The 26,561-nt window shown below is 74.8% G+C and carries 27 protein-coding genes; 17 read left to right on the forward strand and 10 right to left on the reverse strand.

What is annotated here, in order from left to right; translation table 11 throughout:
- Positions 1-235 precede the first annotated feature (235 nt).
- The 10 genes from OG767_RS23550 to OG767_RS23595 all read left to right on the forward strand — a co-directional run bounded on the left by OG767_RS23550 (position 236) and on the right by OG767_RS23595 (position 9,124).
- Positions 236-1,633, forward strand: a complete 1,398-nt coding sequence (locus tag OG767_RS23550) for a ferric reductase-like transmembrane domain-containing protein (RefSeq protein WP_405090543.1) — start codon at positions 236-238, stop codon at positions 1,631-1,633.
- Positions 1,634-1,653: 20 nt separating this feature from the next.
- On the forward strand, positions 1,654-2,163 hold the full coding sequence (locus OG767_RS23555) for an FMN-binding protein (protein ID WP_405090544.1): 510 nt from the start codon (positions 1,654-1,656) through the stop codon (positions 2,161-2,163).
- Positions 2,160-2,975, forward strand: coding sequence for an FAD:protein FMN transferase (locus tag OG767_RS23560; RefSeq protein WP_405090545.1), 816 nt, complete (start codon positions 2,160-2,162; stop codon positions 2,973-2,975). Before OG767_RS23555 ends, OG767_RS23560 begins: the two co-directional genes overlap by 4 nt.
- A gap of 4 nt (positions 2,976-2,979) precedes the next feature.
- A complete protein-coding gene (locus OG767_RS23565; RefSeq protein ID WP_405090546.1) occupies positions 2,980-3,813 on the forward strand; it encodes a TetR/AcrR family transcriptional regulator in 834 nt (277 codons plus the stop codon).
- A 104-nt stretch (positions 3,814-3,917) separates the two neighbouring features.
- The gene (locus OG767_RS23570; RefSeq protein ID WP_405090547.1) at positions 3,918-4,412 is read left to right on the forward strand and encodes a YbaK/EbsC family protein; all 495 of its coding nucleotides are present in this window, start codon (positions 3,918-3,920) and stop codon (positions 4,410-4,412) included.
- Complete coding sequence (locus OG767_RS23575) at positions 4,409-5,140, forward strand: monooxygenase (protein WP_405090548.1); 732 nt, start codon at positions 4,409-4,411, stop codon at positions 5,138-5,140. The genes OG767_RS23570 and OG767_RS23575 overlap by 4 nt, the downstream gene beginning before the upstream one ends.
- The gene (locus tag OG767_RS23580; RefSeq protein WP_405090549.1) at positions 5,137-5,697 is read left to right on the forward strand and encodes a GNAT family N-acetyltransferase; all 561 of its coding nucleotides are present in this window, start codon (positions 5,137-5,139) and stop codon (positions 5,695-5,697) included. The genes OG767_RS23575 and OG767_RS23580 overlap by 4 nt, the downstream gene beginning before the upstream one ends.
- A complete protein-coding gene (locus tag OG767_RS23585; RefSeq protein WP_405090550.1) occupies positions 5,694-6,500 on the forward strand; it encodes a carotenoid biosynthesis protein in 807 nt (268 codons plus the stop codon). The genes OG767_RS23580 and OG767_RS23585 overlap by 4 nt, the downstream gene beginning before the upstream one ends.
- Positions 6,497-7,624 (forward strand): glycosyltransferase, encoded by a 1,128-nt coding sequence (locus OG767_RS23590; protein WP_405090551.1) that lies wholly within the window; start codon positions 6,497-6,499, stop codon positions 7,622-7,624. Before OG767_RS23585 ends, OG767_RS23590 begins: the two co-directional genes overlap by 4 nt.
- A 12-nt stretch (positions 7,625-7,636) precedes the next feature.
- Positions 7,637-9,124, forward strand: coding sequence for a phytoene desaturase family protein (locus tag OG767_RS23595; RefSeq protein WP_405090552.1), 1,488 nt, complete (start codon positions 7,637-7,639; stop codon positions 9,122-9,124).
- Between the two features lie 65 nt (positions 9,125-9,189).
- Here OG767_RS23595 and OG767_RS23600 read toward each other — a convergent pair whose 3' ends face one another.
- On the reverse strand, positions 9,190-9,879 hold the full coding sequence (locus OG767_RS23600) for a CDP-alcohol phosphatidyltransferase family protein (RefSeq protein ID WP_405090553.1): 690 nt from the start codon (positions 9,877-9,879) through the stop codon (positions 9,190-9,192).
- A gap of 49 nt (positions 9,880-9,928) precedes the next feature.
- A complete protein-coding gene (gene metF, locus OG767_RS23605) occupies positions 9,929-10,846 on the reverse strand; it encodes a methylenetetrahydrofolate reductase [NAD(P)H] (protein WP_405090554.1) in 918 nt (305 codons plus the stop codon).
- Positions 10,847-11,069: 223 nt separating this feature from the next.
- Between metF and OG767_RS23610 the strand changes: the two genes are divergently transcribed.
- Positions 11,070-11,888 carry a helix-turn-helix domain-containing protein gene (locus OG767_RS23610; protein WP_405090555.1) on the forward strand — a complete coding sequence of 273 codons (819 nt, stop codon included), beginning with the start codon at positions 11,070-11,072 and terminating at the stop codon, positions 11,886-11,888.
- 9 nt (positions 11,889-11,897) lie between these two features.
- Positions 11,898-12,980 (forward strand): polyprenyl synthetase family protein, encoded by a 1,083-nt coding sequence (locus OG767_RS23615; RefSeq protein WP_405090556.1) that lies wholly within the window; start codon positions 11,898-11,900, stop codon positions 12,978-12,980.
- A 167-nt stretch (positions 12,981-13,147) separates the two neighbouring features.
- On the opposite strand, the gene OG767_RS23620 is transcribed toward OG767_RS23615, so the two are convergent.
- Entirely contained in the window at positions 13,148-13,528 is a 381-nt protein-coding gene (locus OG767_RS23620; protein ID WP_343445907.1) for an Rv2175c family DNA-binding protein, read from the reverse strand.
- Positions 13,529-13,671: 143 nt separating this feature from the next.
- Between OG767_RS23620 and pknB the strand changes: the two genes are divergently transcribed.
- Entirely contained in the window at positions 13,672-15,657 is a 1,986-nt protein-coding gene (gene pknB, locus OG767_RS23625) for a Stk1 family PASTA domain-containing Ser/Thr kinase (protein WP_405090557.1), read from the forward strand.
- Positions 15,654-16,532: a deoxyribonuclease IV gene (locus tag OG767_RS23630; protein ID WP_405090558.1), complete on the forward strand. Its 879-nt coding sequence runs from the start codon at positions 15,654-15,656 to the stop codon at positions 16,530-16,532. Before pknB ends, OG767_RS23630 begins: the two co-directional genes overlap by 4 nt.
- A gap of 172 nt (positions 16,533-16,704) precedes the next feature.
- On the opposite strand, the gene OG767_RS23635 is transcribed toward OG767_RS23630, so the two are convergent.
- The 3 genes from OG767_RS23635 to OG767_RS23645 all read right to left on the reverse strand — a co-directional run bounded on the left by OG767_RS23635 (position 16,705) and on the right by OG767_RS23645 (position 19,892).
- Positions 16,705-17,724 (reverse strand): threonine aldolase family protein, encoded by a 1,020-nt coding sequence (locus OG767_RS23635; RefSeq protein WP_405090559.1) that lies wholly within the window; start codon positions 17,722-17,724, stop codon positions 16,705-16,707.
- Positions 17,725-17,899: 175 nt separating this feature from the next.
- Complete coding sequence (locus tag OG767_RS23640) at positions 17,900-19,306, reverse strand: class II 3-deoxy-7-phosphoheptulonate synthase (RefSeq protein ID WP_281936657.1); 1,407 nt, start codon at positions 19,304-19,306, stop codon at positions 17,900-17,902.
- 91 nt (positions 19,307-19,397) lie between these two features.
- A complete protein-coding gene (locus OG767_RS23645; RefSeq protein ID WP_405090560.1) occupies positions 19,398-19,892 on the reverse strand; it encodes a hypothetical protein in 495 nt (164 codons plus the stop codon).
- A gap of 219 nt (positions 19,893-20,111) precedes the next feature.
- Here OG767_RS23645 and OG767_RS23650 point away from each other — a divergent pair, with 219 nt between their 5' ends.
- Complete coding sequence (locus tag OG767_RS23650; RefSeq protein ID WP_405090561.1) at positions 20,112-21,089, forward strand: helix-turn-helix domain-containing protein; 978 nt, start codon at positions 20,112-20,114, stop codon at positions 21,087-21,089.
- Between the two features lie 66 nt (positions 21,090-21,155).
- Here OG767_RS23650 and OG767_RS23655 read toward each other — a convergent pair whose 3' ends face one another.
- Positions 21,156-22,796, reverse strand: a complete 1,641-nt coding sequence (locus tag OG767_RS23655) for a glycosyl hydrolase family 18 protein (protein WP_405090562.1) — start codon at positions 22,794-22,796, stop codon at positions 21,156-21,158.
- 144 nt (positions 22,797-22,940) lie between these two features.
- On the opposite strand from OG767_RS23655, the gene OG767_RS23660 reads away from it, so the two are divergent.
- Entirely contained in the window at positions 22,941-23,429 is a 489-nt protein-coding gene (locus OG767_RS23660; RefSeq protein WP_405090563.1) for a glutathione peroxidase, read from the forward strand.
- A gap of 56 nt (positions 23,430-23,485) precedes the next feature.
- Here the strand turns inward: OG767_RS23660 and OG767_RS23665 are convergent, their stop codons facing one another.
- Positions 23,486-24,292 carry an SGNH/GDSL hydrolase family protein gene (locus tag OG767_RS23665; RefSeq protein ID WP_405090564.1) on the reverse strand — a complete coding sequence of 269 codons (807 nt, stop codon included), beginning with the start codon at positions 24,290-24,292 and terminating at the stop codon, positions 23,486-23,488.
- Positions 24,293-24,506: 214 nt separating this feature from the next.
- Between OG767_RS23665 and OG767_RS23670 the strand changes: the two genes are divergently transcribed.
- On the forward strand, positions 24,507-25,190 hold the full coding sequence (locus tag OG767_RS23670) for an NADPH-dependent F420 reductase (protein ID WP_405090565.1): 684 nt from the start codon (positions 24,507-24,509) through the stop codon (positions 25,188-25,190).
- 66 nt (positions 25,191-25,256) lie between these two features.
- Here the strand turns inward: OG767_RS23670 and OG767_RS23675 are convergent, their stop codons facing one another.
- Both OG767_RS23675 and proC read right to left on the reverse strand, forming a co-directional pair.
- Positions 25,257-25,607 carry a DUF2203 domain-containing protein gene (locus OG767_RS23675; protein WP_405090566.1) on the reverse strand — a complete coding sequence of 117 codons (351 nt, stop codon included), beginning with the start codon at positions 25,605-25,607 and terminating at the stop codon, positions 25,257-25,259.
- A 144-nt stretch (positions 25,608-25,751) separates the two neighbouring features.
- A complete protein-coding gene (gene proC / locus OG767_RS23680; RefSeq protein ID WP_405090567.1) occupies positions 25,752-26,561 on the reverse strand; it encodes a pyrroline-5-carboxylate reductase in 810 nt (269 codons plus the stop codon).

Consider the following 26,561-nt stretch of genomic DNA (forward strand, 5'->3'; position numbering starts at 1 on the left):
GCGTGCGGAGCGGGTCAACCGCGACCCGCGTCAAACGCGATCCAATCGAACACTCGTTCTAACTACCCTGACAGTACACCTCCCCACCGACGAAAACGCAACGTGTGACGTGCCCGGGACACGCCGGGTGGGCGGCCGGATTCCCAGCCGGCGCACAGCCGCGGCAAAGGCGGCCCGGAACTCGTCGGACCAGGGTTACCCCCATGAACGTCAGCCGTACCGAAAAACCCTTCCGGTGACCGCCACCGTGGCCGGCCGGCGCACGGTGCGCCGCACCCCGCCGGCCGCCCCCGCCTGGTGGGCCGACGTCGCCGGCGGCCTCGCGGCGCTCAGCCTGCTGGTCGTCACCGCCCTCTGGACCGCCGACCGTGGCGTGCAGGAGCTGTGGGCCGGCACGGCCACCGGGCTCACCTCGCTCGGCCGGCTCACCGGCCTGGTCAGCGCCGACCTGATGCTGATCCAGGTGGTGCTGATGGCCCGGGTGCCCCAGCTGGAGCGTCGCTTCGGCCAGGACCGCATCGCCCGTTGGCACCGGCTCGCCGGTCTCACCTCGTTCCACCTGCTCCTGGCGCACGTGCTGCTGACCGTCCTCGGGTACGCCGGCACCGCCCGCCAAGGGGTGCTCGCCGAAGCCTGGGACCTGGTCGTCACGTACCCGGGGATGCTGTTGGCCACCGCGGCGCTGGCGCTGCTGGTGCTGGTGGTGGTCACCTCGGTCCGCGCGGCCCGACAGCGGCTGCGCTACGAGTCCTGGCACCTGCTGCACCTCTACGCCTACCTGGGCGTCGCGCTGGCGTTGCCGCACCAGCTCTGGACCGGCGCCGACTTCATCGCCTCGCCGCTCGCCCGCGCCTACTGGTGGACGGTCTACCTGCTGGCGCTGGCCAGCGTGCTGATCTGGCGGCTCGGCCTGCCGGCCTGGCGCTCGCTGCGGCACCGGATCGAGGTGGCCGCGGTGGTGCCCGAGGCGCCCGGGGTCACCTCGGTCTGGCTGCGCGGGCGGGACCTGCACCGGCTGCCGGTCCGGGCCGGGCAGTTCCTGCTCTGGCGGTTCCTGGACGGGCCGGGCTGGTCCCGGGCCCACCCGTACTCGCTGTCCGCGCCGCCGCGCGGCGACCTGATGCGGATCACGGTCAAGGACCTGGGCGACGGCAGCGCCCGGGTGGCCGCCCTGCGTCCCGGCACCCGGGTGCTGATCGAGGGGCCGTACGGGCGGCTCACCGGGCAGCACTGGCGAGGCGGCGGGATCACCATGCTGGCCTGCGGCGTCGGCCTCACCCCGCTGCTGGCGTTGCTCTGGGAGCTGCCGTACGCGCCGGGGCAGGCGGTGCTCGCCTACCGCGCGCGTACCGGGGAGGACCTGGCCTTCTCCGCCGAGCTGGACCGGCTCGTCGCGGAGCGCGGGCTGGTGGTGCACCACCTGGTCGGCCCCCGGGCGGCGCGGCCGTCCTGGCTGCCGGCGTACGCCGAGGGGCTCGCCGAGGCCGAGGCGTTGCGCCGGCTCTCCCCCGACGTGGCCGGACACGACGTCTTCCTCTGCGGCCCGGACGGCTGGGTCGACGCCGTCCGCGCCGCGACCCGCGCGGCCGGAGTGCCCGACGCGCACGTCCATCACGAACGTTTCGCCTGGTGACAGGCGCGAAGGGAGGATCCGTGCGACGGATCACCATCTGGCTGCTGTCCACCGTGGCCGCGTTGGTGCTGCTGTTCAGCTACCGGACCAGCACCATGGGCGCCGGGGAGACCGGCGCGGTCGCGGCCAGGACCGACCCGGGCGGCGGCTCGTGGAGCGGCACGGACGGTGGCACCACCGGCTCCGACCCATCCACCGGCGGCGGCACCGGCACCGGCGACAGCGGCACCGGCAGCCCCACCGGGGGCGACAGCGGCACGGCCACCGGGTCGGTGGCGCAGACCCGGTGGGGACCGGTGCAGGTGAAGATCACCGTCTCCGGCGGGAAGATCACCGACGTCACCGCCGTGCAGGTACCCGACGGCAACCGGCGGGACCAGGAGATCAACGACTACGCGGTGCCGATCCTGCGGCAGGAGGCGCTCGCGGCGCAGAGCGCCCGGATCGACAGCGTCTCCGGAGCCACCGTCACCAGCGACGGCTACCGGGAGTCGCTCCAGTCCGCCATCGACGCGGCGCACCTCGGATGAGCGACCGGCGGGCCTGGGTGGCCCAGGTGATGGGGCTGCCGGTGAGCGTGCACCTGCGCGGCCCGCGGGTGCGTACCGGGGCGGTCGAGGAGCGGGTGGCCCGGCTCTTCGCCGAGCTGCGCGCGGTCGACGCGGTGTTCAGCACGTACCGGCCGGACAGCGTGCTGGGCCGCCTGCGCGGTGCGCCGCCCGGCCCGGCGGCGACCGCCGACCCGCTGGTGCGCGAGGTGGCCGGGCTCTGCGAGACGGCCCGCGTGCGGACCGGCGGCTGGTTCGACGCCCGCCGCCTGCCGCTGCCGCGGGGCGGCACCGGCTACGACCCGTCCGGCCTGGTCAAGGGCTGGGCGGTGGAACGGGCCGCCCGGCACCTGACCGACCTGGCCGACCACGACCTGTGCCTGAACGCCGGCGGGGACGTGCTGCTGCGGGCCGGGCCGGGCCGGCCGGCCTGGCGGATCGGGATCGAGGACCCCGACCGTCCGGACCTGGTGCTCGACGTGGTCGAGCGGGCCGCCGGCGCGGTCGCCACCTCCGGCACCGCGCGGCGCGGCGCGCACATCACCGACCCGCGCGCCGGGCGGCCGGCCGAGGCGGTCCGGTCGGTCACCGTGGTCGGTCCCGAACTGCTCTGGGCCGACGTGTACGCGACCGCGGCCGTCGCCCGCGGCACGGACGCGCTGGACTGGCTGGCCACCCTGGACGGGTACGCGGCCCTGCTGGTGGACGCCGCCGGCCGGGTCCGGGCCACCCCGGGCTGGCCCGGCTCCCGAGCCGTATCTTCTCCGCTGACGGACGGATGCCGGGGAGGATGAACTCGTGGGGACCGGTGAGGTCGACAAGAAGCGGCTGTTCGAGTTGCTCTGGGGCACGCCCGTCGGGCCCCGGCGCGGGCCGCGTCCCACGCTCTCACCCGCCGTCGTGGCCCGCGCCGGCATCGCCGTCGCCGACGCGGACGGGCTCGACGGGCTGACCATGCAGCGGGTCGCCGAGTCGCTGGCGGTGACCAAGATGGCGCTCTACCGCTACGTGCCGGGCCGGGCCGAGCTGGTCGCCCTGATGCTGGACGCGGCGCTGGGCGAGCCGCCCCCGGCCCCGGCCGCACCCGACGTCACGGCGCCGGGGGCGCTGGGTGAGCCGACGCCGGTCCCGACGGCCGACCGGGCCGCGCCCGGTGTTCCGGCGCCGGCCGGGGCGGGCTGGCGCGGGCAGCTCGACGACTGGACCCGGCGGCTGGTCGAGCGGTTCCGCCGGCATCCCTGGGCGCAGGCGGCAGCCGTCGGCGCGCGGCTGCCCGGCCCGAACGAGCTGGCCTGGGTGGAACGCGTCGTCGCCGCGCTCGCCGGAACCGGGCTCACCGCGTCCGAGCGGCTCGACGTGGCCACGCTGCTGGTCGGCCACGCCCGCAACCTGGCCGCCCTCCCGCCCGGGTCCGGCCGGGAGGCGGCGTTCGGCGCGCTGGTGCACGGCCGCGAGGACCGCTTCCCGGCCCTCGCCGCCGCCCTGTCCGCCCCCGCCCCCCGCGATTCCCCCACCACCCCCGACCCCACCCTGGACTTCGGCCTCGCCCGCATCCTCGACGGCATCCAGACCCTGCTCCACACCCGCACCCCGCACCCGCACTCCCACCCGCCACCCACCGGTCGATCATGAGGTTGACGGTCCGACACGCCGAGGGCGGCACCGCCAACCTCATGATCAACACATCCGGGTCCGGGTGGGGACCGGGTGGGGACCGGGTGGGGGAGAATCGGGGCATGCAGTCACAGGCACATCCGAACGTGCGGGCGGTGCAGCGGGCGCTCGACGACGCGGGAGCACGGGACGGGTCCGGCCGGGGCAGCGCCGTCCGGCTGCTGCCCGAGGCGGTGCACACCGCCGCCGCGGCGGCCGCGGCGCTCGGCGTCGCCGTCGGCGCCATCGCCAACTCGCTGGTCTTCGACGCGGACGGCAAGCCGCTGCTGGTGCTCACCTCCGGCGCGCACCGGGTGGACACCGCCGGGCTGGCCGCCACGCTGGGCGTGACCCACCTGCGCCGGGCCACCCCCGACTTCGTCAAGCGGCACACCGGGCAGGTGATCGGCGGGGTCGCCCCGGTCGGCCACCCCGGGCCGCTGCGCACCCTGGTCGACACCGCCCTTGAGGGGTACCCGGAGCTGTGGGCGGCCGGCGGGGTGCCGCAGGCGGTGTTCCCCACCACGTACGCGGAACTGCTGCGGATCACCGGCGGCGACCCGGCCGGGGTGGCGTGAACCCCGAGCTGGTCACGCTGCACGTGTGGCGCGTCCCCCGGCGGGCCGTGCCCGGGGCGCTGGCCCGGATGGCGACCCACCCGACGCGGCTGCGCCGGCTACCCGGCGTCCGCTTCGCCAAGCTGCTCGGCACCGGGACCGGCACCGGTTTCGGGCCGGGCGACGCCGACCTGACCCGGTGGGCCGCGCTGGTGGTCTGGGACTCCCCGGCCGACGCGACCCGCTTCGACACCTCCCCGGTCGCCCGTTCCTGGGCCCGGATCGCCGACGCCGCCGTCCGGGTGGACCTGCGCCCGCTGACCAGCCGGGGCCGGTGGTCCGGCCGGGAGCCGTTCGGCGCCCCGGCCGGCGGGCGGGTCACCGGGCCGGTGCTGGCGCTGACCCGGGCCCGACTGCGGGCCCGTCGGGCGGCCACGTTCTGGCGGGCCATCCCGCCGGTCGCCGGTGAGCTGCACGCCGCGCCGGGGCTGCTCGCCCGGTTCGGCGTCGGCGAGGCGCCGCTGGGCTGGCAGGGCACGGTGAGCGTGTGGCGTGATCCGGCGGACCTCGTCGCGTTCGCGTACCGTTCCCCCGAGCACCGCGCCGCGATCACCCGTACCCCCACCGAGGGCTGGTACGCGGAGGAACTGTTCGCGCGGTTCGCGGTGGGCGACGTCCGCGGCGACCGTACGGTGCTCGGCTGGGTCGCCGCCGAGGGCGACCCCGACTCCGCGAGAGGGAACGCATGAGGCTGGTGCGGTGGACGCCGGACGACCTGGTCCGGCGGCTGGACGACGTGGTCGCCGTCTACGGCGAGGCGATGGGCTACCGCGCCGACCTGCTGGAGGCCCGGCGCGGCTACATCGCCACCCACGTCCGCCGACCCGGGTTCCGGGCCGTCGCCAGCCTGACCACCGAGGGGCGCCTGGCCGGCTTCGGGTACGGCTACCTCGGCGCCACCGGCCAGTGGTGGCACGACCAGGTGTACCGGGCGTTGAACGCGCAGGCCCGGCAACGCTGGCTGGCCCGCCCGTTCGAGGTGGTCGAGCTGCACGTCCGCCCGCCCGCGCAGGGGCACGGTGTGGGCGCCCGTCAGCTCCGCGCGCTGCTCACCATGGCCGAGGGCGACACCACGCTGCTCTCCACCCCGGAGGCGGACGAGCAGGCGTCGCGGGCGTGGCGGCTCTACCGCCGGTTCGGCTTCGTCGACGTGCTGCGGCACTTCCACTTCCCCGGCGACGAGCGGCCGTTCGGCGTGCTCGGCCGGGACCTGCCGCTGCCCGCCCCCGAGCCGGGGACGACATGAGCCGCGCCCGGGTGCCCTGGGCGCTGCTGGCCGTGCTGGTCCTCGCCCAGATCTGCTACCCGCTCACCGGCGGCACGACCCGCGCCGGGCTGACCGTGGCCACCGTGGTGCTCGGCTGGCTGCTCTCCGTCGGCCACGCGCTGCTCACCCGGGGCACGCGGGTCGCCGCCGCGCTGGTCGCGCTCGTCACCGGCGGCGGGTTCGCGGTCGAGGCGCTCGGCGTGGCCACCGGGTTCCCGTTCGGCAGCTACGACTACTCCGGCGAGCTGGGCCCGAAGCTGGCCGGCGTACCGCTGATCATCCCGCTGGCCTGGACCTGGATGGCCTGGCCGGCGTGGCTCACCGCGGTCCGGCTCACCCGTTCCCGCGCCGCCCGGGTCGCGCTCGCGGCGGTGGGGCTCGCCGCGTGGGACCTGTTCCTCGACCCGCAGATGGTGGCCGAGGGCTACTGGACCTGGCTCGACGCCACCCCGGCGCTGCCCGGCCTGCCCGGCATCCCGGTCAGCAACTATCTCGGCTGGCTGGGCTTCGCGGTGCTGCTCGCCGCCGCGCTGCCCCCGCTCGCCGGGCCGTCCGTCGAGCGGGTGGACGGCCGGGACGGCCCGATGTTCACGCTCTACCTCTGGACGTACGCCTCCAGCGTGCTGGCGCACGCGGTCTTCCTCCGGCTGCCCGCGTCCGCGCTGTGGGGCGCGGCCGGCATGGCGGTGGCCGCGGTGCCGCTGGCGGTGGTGCTGTGGCGGGCCCGACGCGACCGCGCCGCCGCCCCGGATCCCGCGCCTCGGGTCGACGCGCCGGCATGACCGCCGCGCTCGCGCTGGTGGTGGCGGTCGCCGCGCTCACCGGGCACACGCTCGTCAACGCCGTCGCCTGGCTGCGCCGCCCGACCGGCGGCCCGGCCGAGGTGACCGAGCCGGTGGCGGTGCTGCTGCCGCTGCGCGACGAGGCCGCCCGGGTCACCCCGTGCCTGCGCGCGCTGCTCGCCCAGCGCGGCGTGCCCGGGCTGCGGATCGTGGTGCTCGACGACGGGTCCACCGACGGCACCGCCGACGTGGTCCGCGCGGTGGCCGGCGCCGACAGTCGGGTCACGCTGCTCACCGGCGTCGCGCCGCCGCCCGGCTGGCTGGGCAAGCCGCACGCCTGCTGGCAGCTCGCCACCCGCGCCGACCCGGCGCCGACCGTGCTGGCGTTCGTCGACGCCGACGTGGTGCTCACCCCGTACGCGGTCGCGGCGGCGGTGACCGGGTTGCGCACGGCCGACGCGACGCTGCTGTCGCCGTACCCCCGGATCGTGGTGCGGACGGCGGCCGACCGACTGGTGCAGCCGTTGTTGCAGTGGTTGTGGCTGACGTTCCTGCCGCTGCGCGCGATGGAACGCTCGCGGCGGCCCTCGCTGGCCGCCGCCGGCGGGCAGTTCCTGGTCGTGGACCGGGCCGGCTACCTGCGGGCCGGCGGGCACGCGGCGGTGGCCGACAAGGTGCTGGAGGACATCGAGCTGGCCCGGGCGGTGAAGCGGTCCGGCGGCCGGATCGCGCTGGCCGACGGCTCCCGGCTGGCCTCCTGCCGGATGTACGACGACTGGCCGCAGCTACGCGACGGCTACACCAAGTCGCTCTGGGCCTCGTTCGGCCATCCGGCCGGCGCGGCCGTCGTGCTGGCCCTGCTGCTCCTGCTCTACACCGCGCCGCCGCTGCTGGCCGTGGCCGCGCTGGTGGCCGGCGCGCCGGCGGTGGCCGGGGTGGCGTTCGGCGCCTACCTGGCCGGCGTCGCGGGACGCGTGGTCAGCGCCCGGGCCACCGGTGGCCGGGCCTGGCCCGACGCGCTGGCGCACCCCGTGTCGGTCGTGGTCCTGGGTTGGCTGACCGTCCGGTCGTACCATCTGCGGAAGCGACGCCGGCTCACCTGGCGGGGTCGCCCGGTCACCTAGGAGGGGCACCCCATGGCGCGCATCGTGGTCATCGGCGCCGGCGTGGGCGGGCTCGCCACCGCCGCCCGGCTCGCGGTCACCGGGCACGAGGTCACCGTCCTGGAACGGGCCGGCACGGTCGGCGGCAAACTCGGCCGCTACACGCACCACACCCCGGAGGGGGCGTGGCGCTTCGACACCGGGCCGAGCCTGGTCACCCTGCCGCAGGTCTTCTCCGACCTGTTCGAGGCCACCGGCGCGAAGCTCGACGAGTACCTCGACCTGGTCCCGCTGGACCCGATCGTGCGGCACGTCTTCCCCGGCGGCGGTCCCGCGCTGGACTCGTGCGCCGACCCGGACGAGTTCGCCGCGCGGATCGGCGCCGTGTTCGGCGACCGGTCCGCCGCCGACTGGCGGCGGCTGTGGCGCCGGGCCGAGCGGGTCTGGGCGGCCTCGCACCGGGACATCCTGCGCCGCACCGTGGACTCGCCGCGCGATCTGGCCGCGCTGGCCTGGCGGCTGGGTGACCTCGCCGCCATCGGTCCCGGCCGCACGCTGCGCGGGCTGGGCCGCAGCTACCTGTCCGACCGGCGGCTGCGGATGCTGCTGGACCGGTACGCCACCTACACCGGCGCCGATCCGCGCCGCGCGCCGGCCGCTCTGGTCGCCGTGCCCTACGCCGAGCTGGCCTTCGGCGGCTGGTACCTGCGCGGCGGGCTGGGCACGCTCGCCGACGCGCTGCTGTCGCGCTGCCTGGACCTGGGCGTGCTGATCCGCACCGGCGCGGCGGTCACCGGCATCGACGCGGCCGGCGGCCGGGTGCACGGGGTACGCGTCGCCGGGTCGGCCGCGCCGGTCCCCGCCGACGTGGTGGTGGCCAACACCGACGCGCTCACCGTCTACCGGGACCTGCTGCCCGACCCGCGCCGGCTGGCCGCGCTCACCGACCGCAGCCTGGCCGGTTTCGTGCTGCTGCTCGGCGTGCGCGGCGACTCCGGGCTGGCCCACCACAACGTCTTCTTCCCGCACGACTACGACGCCGAGTTCGACGCCGTGTTCGGGGCTCCCGGTCGCGGCGTGCGGGCCCGCCCGGCGCCCGACCCGACCGTGTTCGTCACCGCCGCCGACGACCCGGCGGTCCGGCCGGACGGCCACGAGGCGTGGTTCGTGCTGGTCAACGCGCCCCGGCACGGCACCGCCCCGGACGCGGTGGACTGGCGGCGGCCGGGACTGGCCGAGGCGTACGCGGACCGGGTCCTGGACGTGCTGGCCGAACGCGGCGTGGACGTCCGGGACCGGCTGGTGTTCTCGGAGATCCGCACCCCGGCCGACCTGGACGCGGCCACCGGCGCGCCGGGCGGGGCGATCTACGGCACCGCGGGCGGGCTGCTGCGCCCGGCCAACCGGGGCCCGGCCGCCGGCCTGTGGCTGGTCGGCGGCTCCACCCACCCCGGCGGCGGCCTCCCCATGGTGACCCTCTCCGCGGAGATAGTCGCCGACGCCATCGGCCCCGCCTGGTGAAAGGAGGGGCCCCTTCTTAACGCCTCCGGTAGAGAAGGGGCCCCTTCTCACCACCGCGGCAGGGGTCAGCCGACGTCGACGAGGGCGCGGCGGACCGCGGCGAGCAACTGCCCGAGCCCGAAGCCGGCGAGCAACACCCAGACCGTGGTGGCCATGGTGATGGTGCCGGCGGTCAGGTCGGCGTCGATCAGCCCGGTGAGCCCGGCGACCAGCAGCCCGACCAGGGCCACGGAGACCCGGGTGGGCCGCTCCCCCACGGTGACCGCGCCGATCTCCCGCATCCCGGCCGAGACGGACCGGGCTCGCACGTACTCGTGCAGCCAGGACAGGCCGCCGGCCGCCGCGACCAACGCGCCGGGCGCACCGAGCAGCCAGAACGCGACCAGCCAGGCCACCTCGCCGAGCCGGTCGGCGACCGAGTCGTAGACGTAGCCCAGCCGGGTGGTGCGGCCGGTGGCCACCGCCACCGCGCCGTCGACACTGTCCGCCACGGCGGCCAGCAGCACGAACAACGCGCCCAGGAACGGCCCGTCGCCGGCCCGCCCCACCAACAGGGGTACGCAGAAGCAGAGCAGCACCCCGAACACGGTCACCGCGGTCGGGCCGACGCGCAGCCGGCCCAGCACGAAGCCCACGTGATAGGCGAAGCGCAGCCAGGCGCGCACCACCGGCGCGGCGCTACGGGGATCGAACCCACCGTGCAGCCGCGCCCACGCGGTCGCGTACTGGTCCCAGTTCAGCTGTGTGCCCACCACGGATCAACCGTAGAAGGGTGGCCCGGGTGTCGTGTGTGGCGGGTGGTCGTCACACCCGAGCGTCGGCCCGCAGCCGCTGCCACACCTCGCGGGTCGCGGTGGACCGGTTGAGCGTGATGAAGTGGATCCCCGGCACGCCCTCGTCCAGGAGCTTCCCGCACATCTCCCCGGCCTGCTCGACGCCGAGCTGGCGGACCGCCTCGGGGTCGTCGGCCACCCGCTCGAACCGCTCGGCCAGCGCCGGCGGGAACGGCGCGCCGGAGAGCTGCACCGAACGCGCGATGGTGCCGATCTGGGTCACCGGCATCACCCCGGCGAGGATCGGGGTGTCGCAGCCGGCGGCGGCGACCCGGTCGCGCAGCCGCAGGTAGTCGTCGGCGTCGAAGAACATCTGGGTGATGGCGAACTCGGCGCCGGCCCGGCACTTGCGGACGAAGTGCGCGGTGTCGCTGTCCACGTCCGGCGAGCGCGGGTGCTTGTACGGGAAGGCGGCCACGCCGACGCTGAAGTCACCGCTGTCGCGGACCACGCGGACCAGGTCCTCGGCGTACCGGACGCCCTCGGGGTGCGCGATCCACTCGCCACCCGGGTCGCCCGGCGGGTCGCCCCGCACGGCGAGCACGTTGCGCACCCCGACCGACGCCAGCCGACCGATCACGTGGCGCAGCTCGGCGGTCGAGTGGTTGACGGCGGTGAGGTGCGCCATCGGCAGCAGCGTGGTCTCGGTGGCGATCCGTTCGGTCACCGCGACCGTGGTGTCCCGGGTCGAGCCGCCGGCGCCGTAGGTGATCGAGACGAACGAGGGACGCAGCGACTCCAGCTCGCGGATCGCCTGCCAGAGCAGCTTTTCCCCGGCGTCGGTCTTCGGTGGGAAGAACTCGAACGAGAAGGTCGGTTGGCCGTCACGGATCAGCTCCCCGATGGCCGGCTGGGGGTTGGGGAGGACCGAGGGTAGACCGAGAGCCACGGACCGACTGTAGCCGGACCGGCCCGCTGTGCCGAGAACCTTCCCAGTCCACGAACGGGTCGATACCGGAACGTCGCACCCCCGGAGTAGGAACGACGGCAGCGCGGTGGGGCGGCGGGTGGCCGGCCCGGGGGCCCGCGCGGGGGTCGTCCCGACGGCGACGCGCCGGCGCGGCACGGCCGGGCGTCCGCGTCGCCACCGCGCCGTCGCCCCGGAGGTCCCGATGTCCCCGTCCCCGCCGTCCGGCCCCCGCCAGCTCGGGCCGCTCCTGGCCGAGTTGCGGGCCGCCCGCGGCTGGAGCCAGCAGCGGATCGCCGCCGAGCTGTGCGCCGCCGCCGGCGTGCCCACGCTCACCCGGCACGAGGTGTCCCGGTGGGAGCGCCAGCTCCGGCTCCCCGGCGACTTCTGGTCCGCCTGGCTGGCCCGGGTCCTCGGCGTCCCGGGCGAGCTGATCACCGAGGCCGCGGCCCGCAGCCGCCGGCTCCGCCGCGGGCCGGCCGGTCACCGGCCCGGACCGGCCGCCGGACTCACCGGACCCGCTGGTGCGACCGAGGTGACCGGTCGGCCCGACGCGACCCGGACCGGCAACCCGGCCGCCGGTCCACCGCCCGAACCAGGGCCCGCCGGGGCGGCCGACATCGCCGGTCGGCCCGAACCGGCCCGGACCGGCAACCCGACCGCCGGTCCGCCGCCCGAACCCGCCGGTGCGACCGACACCGCCGGTGCGACCGACACCGCCGGTGCGACCGACACCGCCGGTCGGCCCGAACCGGCCCCGACCGGCAACCCGACCGCCGGGCCGCCGCCCGAACCCGCCGGTGCGACCGATGCTGCCGGTCGGCCCGCGCGGGCCCGTGGCGGCACCCGGGCCGCCGGTCGCCCGGGTCGGCACTCCGGCGCCCGCCGGGGTCGCCCGCGTCCACCCGCCCGTACCGGCCGGCCCCCGCAGCCGGGCGGGCCCGGGTCGGGGCGGGCACGGGCCGTCCCGCGCCGGACGGCGCGCCGGGGCGGCGACGAGGCGGGTCCGACGGGAACCGACTAGCGTCGTGGCGTGACCCACGCTGCTCCCGTCTCCCCCGTCGACCGCGCCGGCCTGCGCCAGCGGATCGACAAGGCGCTCACCGAGTTCCTCACCGGCCAGCGCGCCTGGCTGACCACCGTCGACGACGGTCTGCTGCCGGTCGCCGAGGCGATCGAGGCATTTGTGCTGGGTGGCGGGAAGCGGCTGCGCCCGGCGTTCGGCTACTGGGGCTTCCGGGGGGCCGGCGGAGTCGACTCCGACCAGGTCGTCGCCACCCTGGCCGCGCTGGAGTTCGTCCAGGCCAGCGCGCTGATCCACGACGACCTCATGGACCGGTCGGACACCCGGCGGGGGGAGCCGGCGGTGCACCGGCGGTTCGCCGCCCGGCACCGCACGGCGGGCTGGGGCGGCGACGCCGACTCCTTCGGCGACGCCGCCGCGATCCTGCTGGGCGACCTCTGCCTGGTCTGGTCCGACGAGTTGCTGCACTCCGCGGGCCTGGCCCCGGCGACGGTGGCGCGGGCCCGGCCGGTCTTCGACGAGATGCGCACCGAGGTGACCGTCGGGCAGTACCTGGACGTGCTGACCCAGGCCACCGGCGACACCTCGCTGGAGCGGGCCGGCAAGGTGGCCCGGTACAAGTCGGCGAAGTACACCGTCGAGCGTCCGCTGCTGCTGGGCGCCGCGCTGGCCAACGCCCCGGCCGAGGTGCACGCGGCCTATTCGGCGTACGGGTTGCCGCTGGGTGAGGCGTTCCAGCTCCGCGACGACGTGCTGGGGGTGTTCGGCGACCCGGAGCGCACCGGCAAGCCGGCCGGCGACGACCTGCGCGAGGGCAAGCGGACGTACCTGGTGGCGGCCGCGCTGGAGGCGCTCGACCCGGCCGGCCGGGAGCTGCTGCTGGCCGGGCTCGGCGAGCCGGGTCTGGACGCCGCCGGGGTGACCCGGCTCCGTGAGCTGATCACCACGAGCGGCGCGCTGGAGCGCACCGAGCGCCGGATCGCCACGCTGACCGAGAGCGCGCTGGCCGCGCTGACCGCCGTCGACCTGGACACCGAGGCCCGCCAGGCCCTGGTCGACCTGGCCATCGCCGCCACCCGCCGCGCCGACTGACCCCCGCCCTCCCCTCTCCCTCACCCCCCACCCAAGATCCGCGCAGATTCACGGAAAGCGTGGCTGTCGAGCGCGAAATGGGCACGCTTTCCGTGAATCTGCGGGGGCCGGTGGGGTGGGGGGTGGGGGGTGGGGGGTGAGGGAGGGGTGGACGGGGGTGGGTGGGGTTAGAAGGCGACGGCCTGGGCTCGGCGCTTGACCTCGCGGGCCAGGTCGCCGGAGAGGGCGGCGGCGGGCGTGCCGGGGAGGGACGGGTCCTCCCGGTAGAGCCAGCGCAGCGCCTCCTCGTCGTCGTACCCGGCGTCGGCGAGCAGGTTGAGCACGCCGGGCAGGTGCTTGAGCACGATGTGGTTGGCCACCAGGTCGGCCGGGATCCGGCGGACACCGTCGCGGCGTACCGCGAGCAGTTCCCGGTCCCGGATCATCTGGTGCACCTTGCTGATCGACAGGTCGAGGCGCTCGGCCACGTCCGGCAGCGTCAGCCAGCCGGCCGGGTCGGTCGGTCCGGGCAGGTCGGCACCGGTCTCGGCGGGTACGGAATCGGTCACCAGAACACCCTGCCACGTGCCCGTCGTACCCGGCGCACGGCACCCCCGGACCGGCCCGTGCCGTGTGGCGGTCCACCCGCGTCGCACCCCGGCGGTAGCATCCTGTTCATCCTTCACCCTCCCGACACATAGACTGCCTGCCGATGGACACACAGGTCGCCGACACGTTGCTGGGCTCGCTGATCGACGGGCGCTACCGCATTCGCGGTCGCGTGGCTCGTGGCGGCATGGCGACCGTGTACACCGCCACCGACGAGCGCCTGGAGCGCACCGTGGCGGTCAAGATCATTCATCCCACCCAGGCGCCGCAGGCGCGGGCCCGGATGGCCGGCTTCGTCGAGCGCTTCACCGACGAGGCGAAGACCATCGCCCGGCTCACCCACCCGAACGTGGTCGCGGTCTACGACCAGGGCATCCACGCCGGCCTGCCGTACCTGGTCATGGAGTACGTCCGTGGCCGCACGCTGCGCGACGTGCTCGCCGAGCGGCGGCGGCTCCGCCCGGACGAGGCGCTCGCCATCGCCGAGCAGATGCTCGCCGCGATCGCCGCCGCGCACCGGGCCGGTCTCGTGCACCGCGACGTCAAGCCGGAGAACGTCCTGGTCGCCGAGGCGCCCACCGGCGCCGGCGGCAACCTCGTCGACAGCGTGGTCAAGGTGGCGGACTTCGGGCTGGCGCGGGCCGTCGAGGCCAGCGCCGAGGAGGACAACGGCAACCAGCTCATGGCGACCGTGGCCTACGTGGCGCCGGAGCTGGTCACCCAGGGGCACGCCGATCCGCGCACCGACGTCTACTCGGCCGGCATCGTGCTGTTCGAGATGCTCACCGGCCGGGTGCCCTACGACGGCGACCGCCCGGTGGAGGTCGCCTGGCAGCACGTCGACCGGGACGTGCCGGCGCCGTCGACCCTGGTCCCGGCGCTGCCGCCGGTCCTCGACGCGCTCGTCGCCCGGGCCACCCGACGGGACCCGGCGGCCCGCCCGGCCGACGCCGGGGCGCTGCTGACCGAGGTGCGGTCCGCCCGCGAGGAGCTGGGCGACCCGCACGCGCACACCGCGGTGCTGCGCCAGCTCAGCGACGACACGGCCGTGTTGAGCCAGCCGACCCAGGTGGTGGCCGCCGTCCGCCCGGCCGAGCGGCCGGCCTGGGCCCGGCTGCCGGAGGGGGGCGGCGCACAGCAGCCGCACCGGCGGCGCGCCGACGAGCCGGCGGGGCCCGGTGAGCGGCTGGCCGCCCTGCGTACCCGGATCATGGGCTCGCCGCGCGGTCGGCTGGCGGTCGCCGTGGTGGTCGTGGTGCTCGGCCTGGTGGCCGCGGGGGGCGGCTGGTGGTTCGGGGTGGGCCGGTACACGGTCGCGCCGCAACTGGTGAGCCTGACCAAGGCCGAGGCGGAGGCGCAGGCTCAGCGCGGCGGCTTCACGCTGCGCTACGCCGACGCCCGCTACGACGAGAAGGTGCCCAAGGACACCGTGCTCGGGCAGGCGCCGGGCTCGGCCGCCCGGATCGTCAAGGGCGGCACCATCACGCTGACGCTGTCCCTGGGCCCGGAGCGACTGCCGGTGCCGGACGTGGTGGGCAAGGACTTCGAACTCGCCCAGACCGAGCTGACCGACGCGAAGCTGGCGCCGGCCAAGGGCGCCTCCCGCTACGACGACGCGTTGCCGGCCGGGGTGGTGCTGGCCACCGACCCCAAGGTGGGCACCGTGGTCAAGCCCGGGTCGAAGGTGACGCTGATCCTCAGCAAGGGCCGCGCCCCGGTGACCGTGCCCAACCTGGTCGGCAAGAACATCAACGAGGCCCGGGGCATCCTCGGGAAGCTCGGGCTGACGGCGGAGGAGAACTACAAGGACTCCGACAAGCCGAAGGACGAGATCCTCGGCCAGAGTCCGGCCGACGGCACCGGCGTGGAGAAGGGCGCGAAGGTCAAGCTGGAGATCAGCAAGGGCCCGCCCCAGGTGGCCGTCCCCCGCGTCATCGACATGCCCTGCCAGCAGGCCAAGCAGACGCTGGAGAGCCAGGGCTTCCCGGTCAACGTCCAGCTCAACCCGAACGGCATCGCCCGGTTGCAGAACCCGGCCGAGAACACGCCGGTGCCACCGGGCACCACGGTCACGGTGACCTGCCTGTGAGCCCGGCGGAGGCGACCGGCGGGCACCGGCGGGTGGGCTCGCACACGCCCACCTCGGGTGGGCTGGCGCGGGCGGCGCTGCCGTACGCCGAGGCCACCGCGTCCGAGGTGGTGCAGGTCTACGTCTCCAACTCGCGGGGCTGGGCGCTGCCGGCGGGCGACCCGGCGCAGGACGCGTTGTTCCGCGACGGCTGCGGCGAGCGTGGCCTGCCGGTGTTCATCCACGCCTCGCTGCTGGTCAACCTCGGCTCCCCCACCCCGGCGACGGTCACCCGGTCGGCCGAGACGCTGGCCCACGCGCTGCGCCGGGGCCGAGCCATCGGCGCCGAGGGCGTGGTGTTCCACGCCGGCAGCTCGGTCGACGCCGGGCACGCGGAGGCGGCGCTGCGGCAGGTCCGGGAGTCGCTGCTCCCGTTGCTGGACGAGACCGCGGCCGTCGGCGGGCCGATGCTGCTGGTCGAGCCGAGCGCCGGGGGCGGCCGGTCGCTGGCCTCCCGGGTCGAGCACCTCGGCCCCTACCTGGACGCGGTCGACCGGCACCCGATGCTCGGGGTCTGCTTCGACACCTGTCACGCCTGGGCCGCCGGGCACGACCTGGCCGCCGAGGGCGGCATGACCGCCACGCTGGACACGCTGGTCGCCACCGTGGGCGCCGACCGGCTACGGCTGGTGCACGCCAACGACTCGAAGGACCTGTGCGGCTCCACCCGGGACCGGCACGAGAACATCGGCAAGGGCAGCATCGGCGAGCCGGCGTTCGCCGAACTGATGCGCCACCCGGCGACCGCCGGCGTGCCGGTGCTGGTGGAGACGCCCACGGAGAAGCACGTCGGCCACGCCGCCGACATCGCCACCCTCAGGCGCCTGCACCCCTGACCGGGAACGAAGAACACCCGACCCGCCCCGCAAACTCCTCGGTGATCTGATCAAGGAGTTTGCGTCCCGATCAGCGCCGGAACCGACCCGAACTCCTTGATCACAGGCCAGGCGCGGAGCGCCGGCCTCGCGCGGAGGAGGCGCGGAGCGCCGGCCAGGCGCCTGACGACCGTCAGGCGCGCAGGGCGGCGGTCAGGATCTCGGCGGCGCGGTCGACCTGGGCGTCGGTGACGTCCAGGTGGGTGACCAGCCGGGCGGTACGCGGGCCGAGCACCGAGATCAACAGGCCCTCCGCCCGGGCGGCGGCCGCGAGGGCGTGCGCGTCGAGCGGATGCTTGGTGAGGTCCAGCGGCACGAGGTTGGTCCGCACCCCGGCCGCGAGCACCCCGTGCGGGGCGACCGCCTCGGCCAGCCGGGCGGCCTTGGCGTGATCGTCGGCGAGCCGCTCGACGTGGTGCGCCAGCGCGTACCGGCCGGCGGCAGCCAGGATGCCGACCTGCCGCATGCCGCCGCCCATCCGCTTGCGCAGGAACCGGGCCCGGGCGATCTTCTCGGCGCTGCCCACCACCAGCGAGCCGACCGGCGCGCCCAGCCCCTTGGAGAGGCACACCGACAGCGTGTCGAACAGCACGCCGTACTCGGCCAGCGGCACCCCGTCGGCCACGTGCGCGTGCCAGATCCGGGCGCCGTCGCAGTGCAGCGCCACCCCGTGCTCATCGGCGACCTCGCGCATCCGGCGCAGCGCCGACAGCGGGATCACCCCGCCGCCGCCCCGGTTGTGGGTCTGCTCGACCGCGATCGCCCGGGTCGGCACCGCGAAGTAGCCGTCCGGCCGGATCATCCCGACGACCACGTCGGGGTCCAGCTCCGCGCCGGCCGCCGGCCAGGTCCGGGTGGAGATTCCGGCGTACGCGGCGGCGGCGCCGACCTCGTACGTGACCACGTGCGCGTCGGCGTCGCAGAGCAGCTCGTCACCGGGAGGGACGAGAAGCTGGAGCGCGAGCTGGTTGGCCATCGAGCCGCTCGGGGCGAACAGTGCCGCCTCGTGCCCGAACCGGGCGGCCACCTCGGCCTCGAGCGCGGTGACGGTCGGGTCCTCGCCGTAGACGTCGTCGCCCACCTCGGCGCTGGCCATCGCCTCCCGCATCGCCGGCGTCGGCCGGGTCACGGTGTCCGTCCGAAGATCGATCACACTATCCACGGTATTCCCTCCGGCTGCCGACTGCGGGGCTCGCAAGCTCACTCCTCGCGTCAGCCACTGTCATCTCTTCGGCTGCCGACTGCGGGGCTCGCAAGCTCACTCCTCGCGTCAGCCACTGTCGTCTCTTCGGCTGCCGACTGCGGGGCTCGCAAGCTCACTCCTCGCGTCAGCCACGGAGCATCTCCGCCACCAGGAACGCCAGCTCCAGCGACTGCTGGGTGTTCAGGCGCGGGTCGCAGGCGGTCTCGTACCGGTCGGGCAGGTCGAGGTCCTCGATGCCCTGGGCGCCGCCCAGGCACTCGGTGACGTCCTCACCGGTCAGCTCGACGTGCAGGCCGCCCGGGTGGGTCTCCAGACCGCGGTGCACCTCGAAGTAGCCGAGCACCTCGTCGACGATCCGGTCGAAGTGCCGGGTCTTGTAGCCGTTGGAGGACTCGTGCGTGTTGCCGTGCATCGGGTCGCACTGCCAGACCACCTTCGCGCCGGTCGCGGTGACCTTGGCGACGATCGGCGGCAGGGCGTCCCGGACCCGGTGGTTGCCCATCCGGCTGATCAGCGTGAGCCGGCCGGGGACATTGTCCGGGTTGAGCTTCTCGCACAGCTCGATCGCCTCGTCCGGCGTGGTGGTGGGGCCGAGCTTGACGCCGATCGGGTTCGCGATCCGGGAGATGAAGTCGATGTGCGCCCCGTCGATCTGCCGGGTCCGCTCGCCGATCCAGAGGAAGTGCCCGGACAGGCCGTACGCCCGGCGGTCGGAGATCCGGGTGAGGGCCCGGTCGTACTCCAGCGCGAGCGCCTCGTGGGAGCAGTAGAGCGTGACCGTGCGCAGGGCCTCCTCGTCGGTCATCCCGCAGGCCCGGATGAAGGCGATGGCGCGGTCGATCTCCCGGGCGATCGCCTCGTAGCGCTCACCGGCCGGGGACTGCCGGACGAAGTCCTTGTTCCAGTCGTGCACCGCGTGCAGGTCGGCGAGCCCGCCGGCCAGGTAGGCCCGCATCATGTTCATCGCGGCGGCCGAGTTCGCGTACGCCCGGATCATGCGCTGCGGGTCGGCGACCCGCGCCTCCGGCGTGGCCTCCAGCGAGTTGATCATGTCGCCGCGGTAGGCGGGCAGGCCGCGCGCGTCGGTGGGCAGCGACCGGGGCTTGGTGTACTGCCCGGCGACCCGGGCCACCTTGATCACCGGCAGCGACGCGCCGTAGGTGAGCACGATCGCCATCTGGAGCAGGGTGCGGGCGTTGGCCAGCAGGTGGCTCTCGGTGTTGTCGGCGAACGTCTCCGCGCAGTCGCCGCCCTGGAGCAGGAACGCCTTGCCCTCGCAGACCAGGGCCAGTCGCCGCCGCAGCTGGTCGACCTCGTAGGGCGCGACCACGGACGGCACCGTGTCGAGCACGGTGCAGACCTCGGCGACCTGCGCGGGATCGTTCCACGGCGGGGTCTGCGCGCGCGGCAACTCCCGCCAGCGGTCGAGGCCGAGGGCCACGTCCTCGGCGGAGTCGGCGGTCGGGCGGCTGGTCTGCAGACCAGTGCTGCCCACGGCGGGGTGACTCAGCTGATGCCACTCATGGCGCATGAAGGGAAGCGTACGGCGACCGTCCGGGACGCTCCACCCCGAGGGGGACGGTTCCGGTGCGTGGGAGATCCACGCCAGCCGGCGCCTCGGGTCAGGGCGTGCCGGCCGGCTGGGCGGAGTTGCCGCCCTGGGCCTCGCCGGCGATGCACCAGTCCGCGCCGGTGCGGGTGACCGTGAACAGCAGCGCACGGGTGGCCGTCTCGGAGCCGGCGGCGACCGTGATCGAGGCGCTCACCTCCTGGCCACGCGGCCCGGTCCGGACGTCGGTGATGGTGGCCCGCGACACCGTGAAATGGTCGGCGAAGTCGCCGTTGGGCCCGGTGGCGGCCGTGTCGAAGGCGGCCTGGAGCGGGGCGCAGAGCTGGCTGCGGCCGGCGGCGACGTCGCGGGCGGCCAGCGCCTCGAGGTACGCCTGCACCCGCTCCCGGCTCTTGGTGGCCGCCTCCTGCGCCGGCGCCTGCTGGGTCGCGGACGCGGAGCCGTCGGCGCTCCCGGCGCTCTTGTCGTCGCCGCAGGCGGTCAGCGCGACCGGCAGGAGCGCGAGCACGACGGCGACGGTCACCACCCTCCGGTGCTGCTGACCCATCGATCCTCCCATCGGCGCCGGGGCACCGTGACGTGCCCGGCCGGCGAGTGTGTCACACCGACCCGCGCCGGTCGCCGACCTCCCCCATCCTCGCCTCGATCGCGCCGTTCGGCCAGGCGGCGCGCCTGCCGGCCGCGACCCGGCCGGACGGTCACTAGTCTCGGGTGGCGCGGCGGGCCCCCGGACCGCGCTTCCCGGAGGTGACGAACCATCCTCACCGTGACATCGGTCGACACCGCGTGGCTGCCCCCGGCCGACCGGTTCGACTTCTGGCAGGACCTCGTCGCGCGGCAGTCGACGACGGCCACGATCCGGAGCGCGTACACGGACGACTTCACCGCCTCGGCCCGCGTGCTCGATCTCGGCACGCTCCGCCTCGGCGTGTGGCGTTACCCGCCCCTGGAGCTCATCCGCTCCGCGCGCATGATCGACAGCGCCGATCCGGAGCTGTACCACCTCGCCCTGCCGTTGTCCGGGCGCGGGGTGGTGACCCAGCAGCGTCGCGAGGCGCCGCTCGACCCGTCGGCGTTCACCGTCGTCGACACCGTCCGACCACACGGCTCCCGGTTGCGGGCGGACGGCGCGACGCCGTCGGCGGCGGTGGAGACGTTGACCGTCCTGGTGCCGCACCGGGCGTTGCCGGTGGCCCCGCACCGGCTGGCGGAGCTGTTCGCCGCCGGGATCCCGGCGCGCACCGGGATGGGCGCGCTGCTCGCCGCGTTCCTGCGGCGGATCGTCGCGCACCCGGAGCAGTACGCGACGGCCGACGTCCCGCACCTCGACCGGATCGCGCTGGACCTGATCGCCGGCGCCCTGGCCGGGCGGCTGGACGTCACGCGGGAGCTGCCGGTCGACACCCGCATCACCGGGCTCCGGGTGCGGGTGGCGGCGTTCGTCCGGCGGCACCTGACCGATCCGGGGCTCTCCCCGGCCGCCGTCGCGGCGGCGCACCACCTGTCGTTGCGGTCGCTGCACCGGCTCTTCGAGGGCACCGGTACGACGGTCGGTGGCCTGATCCGCGCCGGCCGGCTGGAGCGGGCGGCCCGGGACCTGGCCGACCCGGCGCTGCGGCGGCTGACCGTCGCGCAGATCGGCGCCCGGTGCGGGTTCACGCACCCGGCGCACTTCAGTCGCGCGTTCCGGAGCGCCTACGGGTGGTCCCCGGGCGAGCACCGGCAACGGGCCGCCCGGGGTTGACCACGTGGGCGGGGAGGGGCTGGTGCGGCCCCTCCCCGCCGGGTGGGTGGTGCGTCGGCCCTCGGCTCAGCCGAGACCGCCCTTGATGGCGCCGATCAGCTCACCGTTGCTGGTGTCTCCGGAGAGCTCCCAGAAGAAGGCGCCACCGAGGCCCTGGGTGTTGGCGTAGCTCATCTTCCCGCCGATGGTGGCCGGGGTGTCGTAGCTCCACCAGTTGCTGCCGCACTTGGCGTACGCCGTGCCGCCGACCGTGGCCGTGGCCGGGCAGGTGTTCTTGAGGACCTTGTAGTCCTCGATGCCGGCCTCGTAGGTGCCGGGGGCCGCGCCGGTGGCGGTGCCGCCGGGTGCGGTCTGGGTCACGCCGGTCCAGCCGCGTCCGTAGAAGCCGATGCCGAGCAGCAACTTGTTGGCCGGCACGCCCTTGGACTTGAGCTTCTGGATGGCCGCGTCGGACCAGAAGCCCTGCTGCGGGATGCCGCTGTAGGAGTAGAGCGGGGAGTGCGGGGCGGTCGGCCCCTGCGCGTTGAACGCGCCGAAGTAGTCGTACGTCATCGGCATCAGCCAGTTGAGGTTGGTCGCCGCGCCGGCGTAGTCGGTCGCGTCGATCTTGCCGCCGTTGCTGCCGTCGGCGGTGATCGCCGCGGTGACCAGGAAGCTGGAGCCGAACTTGCTCCGCAGCGCCGAGACCACGTTCTTGAACGCGTTCGGGCCGCTGGCGTCGCACTGGAGGCCGCAGGCGTTCGGGTACTCCCAGTCGATGTCGATGCCGTCGAAGACGTCCGCCCAGCGCGGGTCCTTGACCAGCGAGTAGCAGGAGTCGGCGAACGCGGCCGGGTTCTGCGCGGCCTGGGTGAAGCCGGCCGACCAGGTCCAGCCGCCGAAGGACCAGAGCACCTTCAGGTTCGGGTACATCTTCTTCAGCTTGCGGAGCTGGTTGAAGCTGCCGCGCAGCGGCTGGTCCCAGGTGTCGGCGACGCCGTCGACGCTGTCCGCCGCGGTGTACGCCTTGTCGTAGTCGGCGTAGCTGTCCCCGATGCTGCACCGTCCGCCGGTGGTGTTACCGAAGGCGTACAGGATGTGGGTCAGCTTCGCGGCGGAGCCGCTGGTGTGGATGTTCTTGACGTGGTAGTTACGGCCGTAGACGCCCCACTCGGCGAAGTAGCCGACCACCTTCTTGCCACCGGTCGGCGGCGTGGTGGTGGGGGGCGGCGTGGTCGGCGGCGGCGTGGTCGGCGGCGCCGTCGTCGGCGGCGTGGTGGTCGGTGGCGTGGTGGTGGGCGGGGCGGTGGTCGGCGGGGTGCCGCCGCCGGCGCACGAGCCGCCGTTGACGGTGCAGTTCAGCGGCCCCTTGTACGCCCCGGTGCCGTTGTAGCCCCAGTTGAAGCTGGCCCCGGGCGCGAGCGACCCGGCCCAGCTCTTGTTCACCGCGACGTAGTGGTCGCCGGTGCGGGTCACGTCGGCGTCCCAGGAACTGCTGATCGAGGTGCCGGAGGGCAGGTCGAACTCGATGCGCCAGCCGTTCACGCTGGCGCCGGTGCCGTTGGTGACGGTCACCCGCCCCTCGTGACCGGTCCCCCAGTCCTGCACCTTGGTGAACGTGGCGGTGACGCTGCCGGCAGCCGACGCGGTGGTCATGGGCACCGCGGCGACCGCGAGCGCGACCACGGCGCCGGTGGCCCAGAGGGCCCGGCGGAGCGATCTCTTCATACGGCGTCTCCCCAAACAGTTAGGAAACTTTCCAGATTGATTGCTGAGACGCTACTCACGCCGTCATCAGTTCGTCAAGATGCAGATGCGTCGATTTCACGGGTGGCGCGGGGCGCGGCCGACGACGGCCCGTAGCCTCGTCGCATGACCGTTTTCGACGTGCAGATCGACGCCCTCAGCGGCGGCCCGGCCGACCTCGACCGCTACCGCGGCCGCGCCCTGCTGGTGGTCAACGTGGCCTCCCGCTGCGGCCTCACCCCGCAGTACGCGGGCCTTCAGGCGCTCGCCGACGCGTACGCGCAGCGCGGGCTCACCGTGCTCGGGGTGCCGTGCAACCAGTTCGCCGGCCAGGAGCCGGGCGGCGCGGCGGAGATCGAGGAGTTCTGCCAGGTGAACTACGGCGTGACCTTCCCGCTCACGGAGAAGGTCGACGTCAACGGCGCGGACCGGCACCCGCTCTACGCCGAGCTGGTGGCCACGCCGGACGCCGAGGGGCACACCGGCGACGTGCGCTGGAACTTCGAGAAGTTCCTGGTCGCGCCGGACGGCGCGGTGGTCGCCCGGTTCGCCCCCCAGGTCACGCCCGACGACCCCGAGCTGCGGGCGGCGATCGAGAAGGTGCTGCCGGCCTGAGCGCACGCCGCAGCGGCGTACCTCCCGCCGGAGGCACGCCGCTCGCGGTGCGCGGGTCAGCCGGCCGCGGACCGGAAGACCGGGTAGTAGCCGCCGGACTGCCCGGCGGCCGTCGGGTGGTACGACACGGTCAGGTTCAGCACGTTCAACGCGTGCAGCCACTTGGTGCCGTAGCTGCACAGCTGGTGCCCGACGAAGATGGACCGGACGTCGGCGAACGTGAAGCCGGCGGAGGTGGCGGCCGTGCGGGTGATGTCGTCGAGCAGGTTGATGCCCTCGTTGATCTTCGCCCGGGAGGTGGCGGTGAGCCCGACGCAGACGGTGCCGAGCTGGTAGAAGACCGGGTAGCCGACCACCACGACACGCGCCGAGGGGGCCCGGCTCTTGATGCCGTTGTAGACGTTGGCGAGCCGGCCGGGCATCTGGGTGCGGGCCACGTTCATGGCCGCGTTCACGGCCGACACGCACTGCGTCTCACCCTGGAGCACGCAGGTGCTCATGATGTTGGCGAAGCCGACGTCGTTGCCGCCGATCGTGACGCTGACCAGCGTGGTGGTCGAGGAGAGCGCGGAGAGCTGGCCGTTGATCACGTCCGCCGTGGTGGCGCCGGAGCAGGCGACCGAGCGGTACGAGGCCGGCCGGATGTTGGCGTTGTAGAGCGCCGGGTAGGCGTTGGTGCTGCGTAGGCAGTTGCCGCTCTCCGAGGTGTAGCTGTCCGCGCCGACGCCGGAGGCGTACGAGTCGCCGAGCGCGACGTACCGGTCGGACGGGGACGCCTGGGCGGGCGCGGCGGCCAGGGACAGCGAGACCCCGATCGAGGCGGCCAGGGACAGGGCGAGGGTGGCAAGACGGGATCTCCGCACGTCGCACTCCTGGGGGTGGGAAGTGGTGGTGAGAGATTGATATCAATGAGATCACTAAACAGGGAAGATCATCGATTCGCTGTCCCTGCCCATAGAGACTTGTCGTTACAAATCGTTGCCGGCCCGAGAAAGCAACCTGAAGGTTTCCGCCGGGCGAACAACCTACCTTCGCGGTCGGGAATGTGGTGGGGCCTCGACCGGGTTGGGACCGGACATGACAACTGTGGGACTGATCGGCAGCGGTAACATCGGCGGCACCGTGGCCCGGCTCGCGGTGGACGCGGGCCACCAGGTGGTGCTCAGCAACTCGCGGGGCCCGGAGACGCTCCACGACCTGGTGAGCGAGCTGGGCCCCCGGGCCCGGGCGGCCACCCCCGAGGAGGCGGCGACCGCCGGCGACCTGGTGGTCGTCACGATCCCGCTGCGGGCCTACCGCCAGGTGCCGGCCGCACCGCTCGCCGGCAAGATCGTGATCGACACGAACAACTACTACCCGGAGCGCGACGGCAGCTTCCCCGAGCTGGACGACGAGTCGACCACCACCAGCGAGCTGCTCCAGCGGCACCTGCCGGAGTCACGGGTGGTCAAGGGCTTCAACAACATCTACTTCGGGCACCTGCGGGCGCTGGGCCGCCCGGCCGGCGCCGCCGACCGGACCGCCCTTCCGATCGCCGGCGACGACGAGGCCGCCAAGGCCACCGTCACCGCGTTCCTCGACTCGCTGGGCTACGACGCCGTCGACGTCGGGCCGCTCGCCGAGGGCTGGCGGTTCCAGCGGGACACCACCGCGTACGCCGGTCTCTACGCCACCGACGGCGACTGGGAGCGGCCGGCGCCGGCCGGCGCGCAGCGGTTGCGCGCCGCACTCGCCGCCGCCCGCCGCTACGCCGACAGCTGACGCACGTCCGTCCGGTGGCCGGTCACACCCGGCCGCCGGGCGGCGCCGGGCCCGCCGGCGACCGGTTCAGACCGGACGACGGCCGGCGAAGCCGCACTCCACCCGGTGGTACCAGCGGACGTCGGTGTCCCCCTCCAGCCAGCACCAGAGGACCGCGCGGCCGTCGCGCTCACCCGGGAAGTCGAGCAGCACCGGCGCGATGCCCTTGACCTCGATGTCGTGCTGGTGGAACTCGTCCACCACGGCGTGCAGCCGGGCCTCGATGGCCTTCACCTCGGCGAGCCCGCCGAGCGCGCTGGCGCCGTGGTCGGCCAGGTCGACCCGCAGCTCGGCGAGGTCGGCCCGAAGTTTGATCAGCTCGTCGACGCGGGGCCGCAGGGTGGCCACCAGGTGTCGCGCCTGGGCGAGAGTGAACACCGGCCCAGTATGCGGCACATGCTCCGCCCCTGTCGCTGGAGCCTTCGCAGGCGATCGGCGGCCCGGGAGCACAAGCAGGCGACGCACAGCGAGTTGTCGAGTGGGGCCCCGCCGCTACCGGAAACGTTGAGCGGGGGCCCGGCCTCACACCTGGGCGGCGAGTTCGCGGGCGCGGTCGCGCGCGGCCTCCAGCGCCGCCAGCATGGCCGCGCGTACGCCGTGGTTCTCCAGCTCCCGGATCGCGGAGATGGTGGTGCCGGCCGGCGAGGTGACCGCCTCGCGCAGCTTCACCGGGTGTTCGCCGGAGTCGCGCAGCATCACCGCGGAGCCGATCGCGGTCTGCACGATCAGCTCGTGCGCCACCTGACGCGGCAACCCGAGCAGGATGCCGGCGTCGATCATGGCCTCGACGAGCAGGTAGAAGTAGGCGGGGCCGGAGCCGGAGAGCGCGGTCACCGCGTCCTGCTGCGACTCGGGCACCCGGATGGTGGAGCCGAGCGGGGAGAACATCTCCTCGGCCAGCGCCAGGTGCGCCGCGGTGGCGTGCGCGCCGGGCGAGATCGCGCTCATCGCCTGGTCGACGAGCGCCGGGGTGTTGGTCATCACCCGGACCACCGGGGTGCCCTCGGGCAGCCGCCGGTTGAAGAAGCTGGTCGGCAGGCCGGCGCAGAGCGAGATGACCAGCTTGCCGGCGGGGACCTTCGGGCCGATCTCGTCGAGCAGGGCGGCGGCGTCCTGCGGCTTGACCGAGATCGCCAGCACGTCGGCCTCGTCCACGGCGGTCGGGTTGTCCACCACCCGCACGCCGTAGCGCTCGGTCAGCTCCTCGGCGCGGGCCGGCCGGCGCGCGGTGGCGAGCAGCCGGTCCACCGGCCAGCCGGAGCGCAGCAGCCCGGAGAGCATCAACTCGCCGATCTTGCCCGCGCCGATCACTGCGACCGTGTTCCCGCCCAC

This window comes from Micromonospora sp. NBC_01392 (genome assembly GCF_045040125.1).
Classification (GTDB): Bacteria; Actinomycetota; Actinomycetes; order Mycobacteriales; family Micromonosporaceae; genus Micromonospora.

What these genes read in the sequence shown, in the direction of transcription:
- OG767_RS23560 (WP_405090545.1), top strand. Translation starts at nt 2,160, where the DNA reads ATGAGCGACCGGCGGGCCTGGGTGGCCCAGGTGATGGGGCTGCCGGTG.
- OG767_RS23570 (WP_405090547.1), top strand. Translation starts at nt 3,918, where the DNA reads ATGCAGTCACAGGCACATCCGAACGTGCGGGCGGTGCAGCGGGCGCTC.
- OG767_RS23580 (WP_405090549.1), top strand. Translation starts at nt 5,137, where the DNA reads ATGAGGCTGGTGCGGTGGACGCCGGACGACCTGGTCCGGCGGCTGGAC.
- OG767_RS23585 (WP_405090550.1), top strand. Translation starts at nt 5,694, where the DNA reads ATGAGCCGCGCCCGGGTGCCCTGGGCGCTGCTGGCCGTGCTGGTCCTC.
- OG767_RS23590 (WP_405090551.1), top strand. Translation starts at nt 6,497, where the DNA reads ATGACCGCCGCGCTCGCGCTGGTGGTGGCGGTCGCCGCGCTCACCGGG.
- OG767_RS23595 (WP_405090552.1), top strand. Translation starts at nt 7,637, where the DNA reads ATGGCGCGCATCGTGGTCATCGGCGCCGGCGTGGGCGGGCTCGCCACC.
- OG767_RS23610 (WP_405090555.1), top strand. Translation starts at nt 11,070, where the DNA reads ATGTCCCCGTCCCCGCCGTCCGGCCCCCGCCAGCTCGGGCCGCTCCTG.
- pknB (WP_405090557.1), top strand. Translation starts at nt 13,672, where the DNA reads ATGGACACACAGGTCGCCGACACGTTGCTGGGCTCGCTGATCGACGGG.
- OG767_RS23640 (WP_281936657.1), bottom strand. Translation starts at nt 19,306, where the DNA reads ATGCGCCATGAGTGGCATCAGCTGAGTCACCCCGCCGTGGGCAGCACT.
- OG767_RS23645 (WP_405090560.1), bottom strand. Translation starts at nt 19,892, where the DNA reads ATGGGTCAGCAGCACCGGAGGGTGGTGACCGTCGCCGTCGTGCTCGCG.
- OG767_RS23655 (WP_405090562.1), bottom strand. Translation starts at nt 22,796, where the DNA reads ATGAAGAGATCGCTCCGCCGGGCCCTCTGGGCCACCGGCGCCGTGGTC.
- OG767_RS23660 (WP_405090563.1), top strand. Translation starts at nt 22,941, where the DNA reads ATGACCGTTTTCGACGTGCAGATCGACGCCCTCAGCGGCGGCCCGGCC.
- OG767_RS23670 (WP_405090565.1), top strand. Translation starts at nt 24,507, where the DNA reads ATGACAACTGTGGGACTGATCGGCAGCGGTAACATCGGCGGCACCGTG.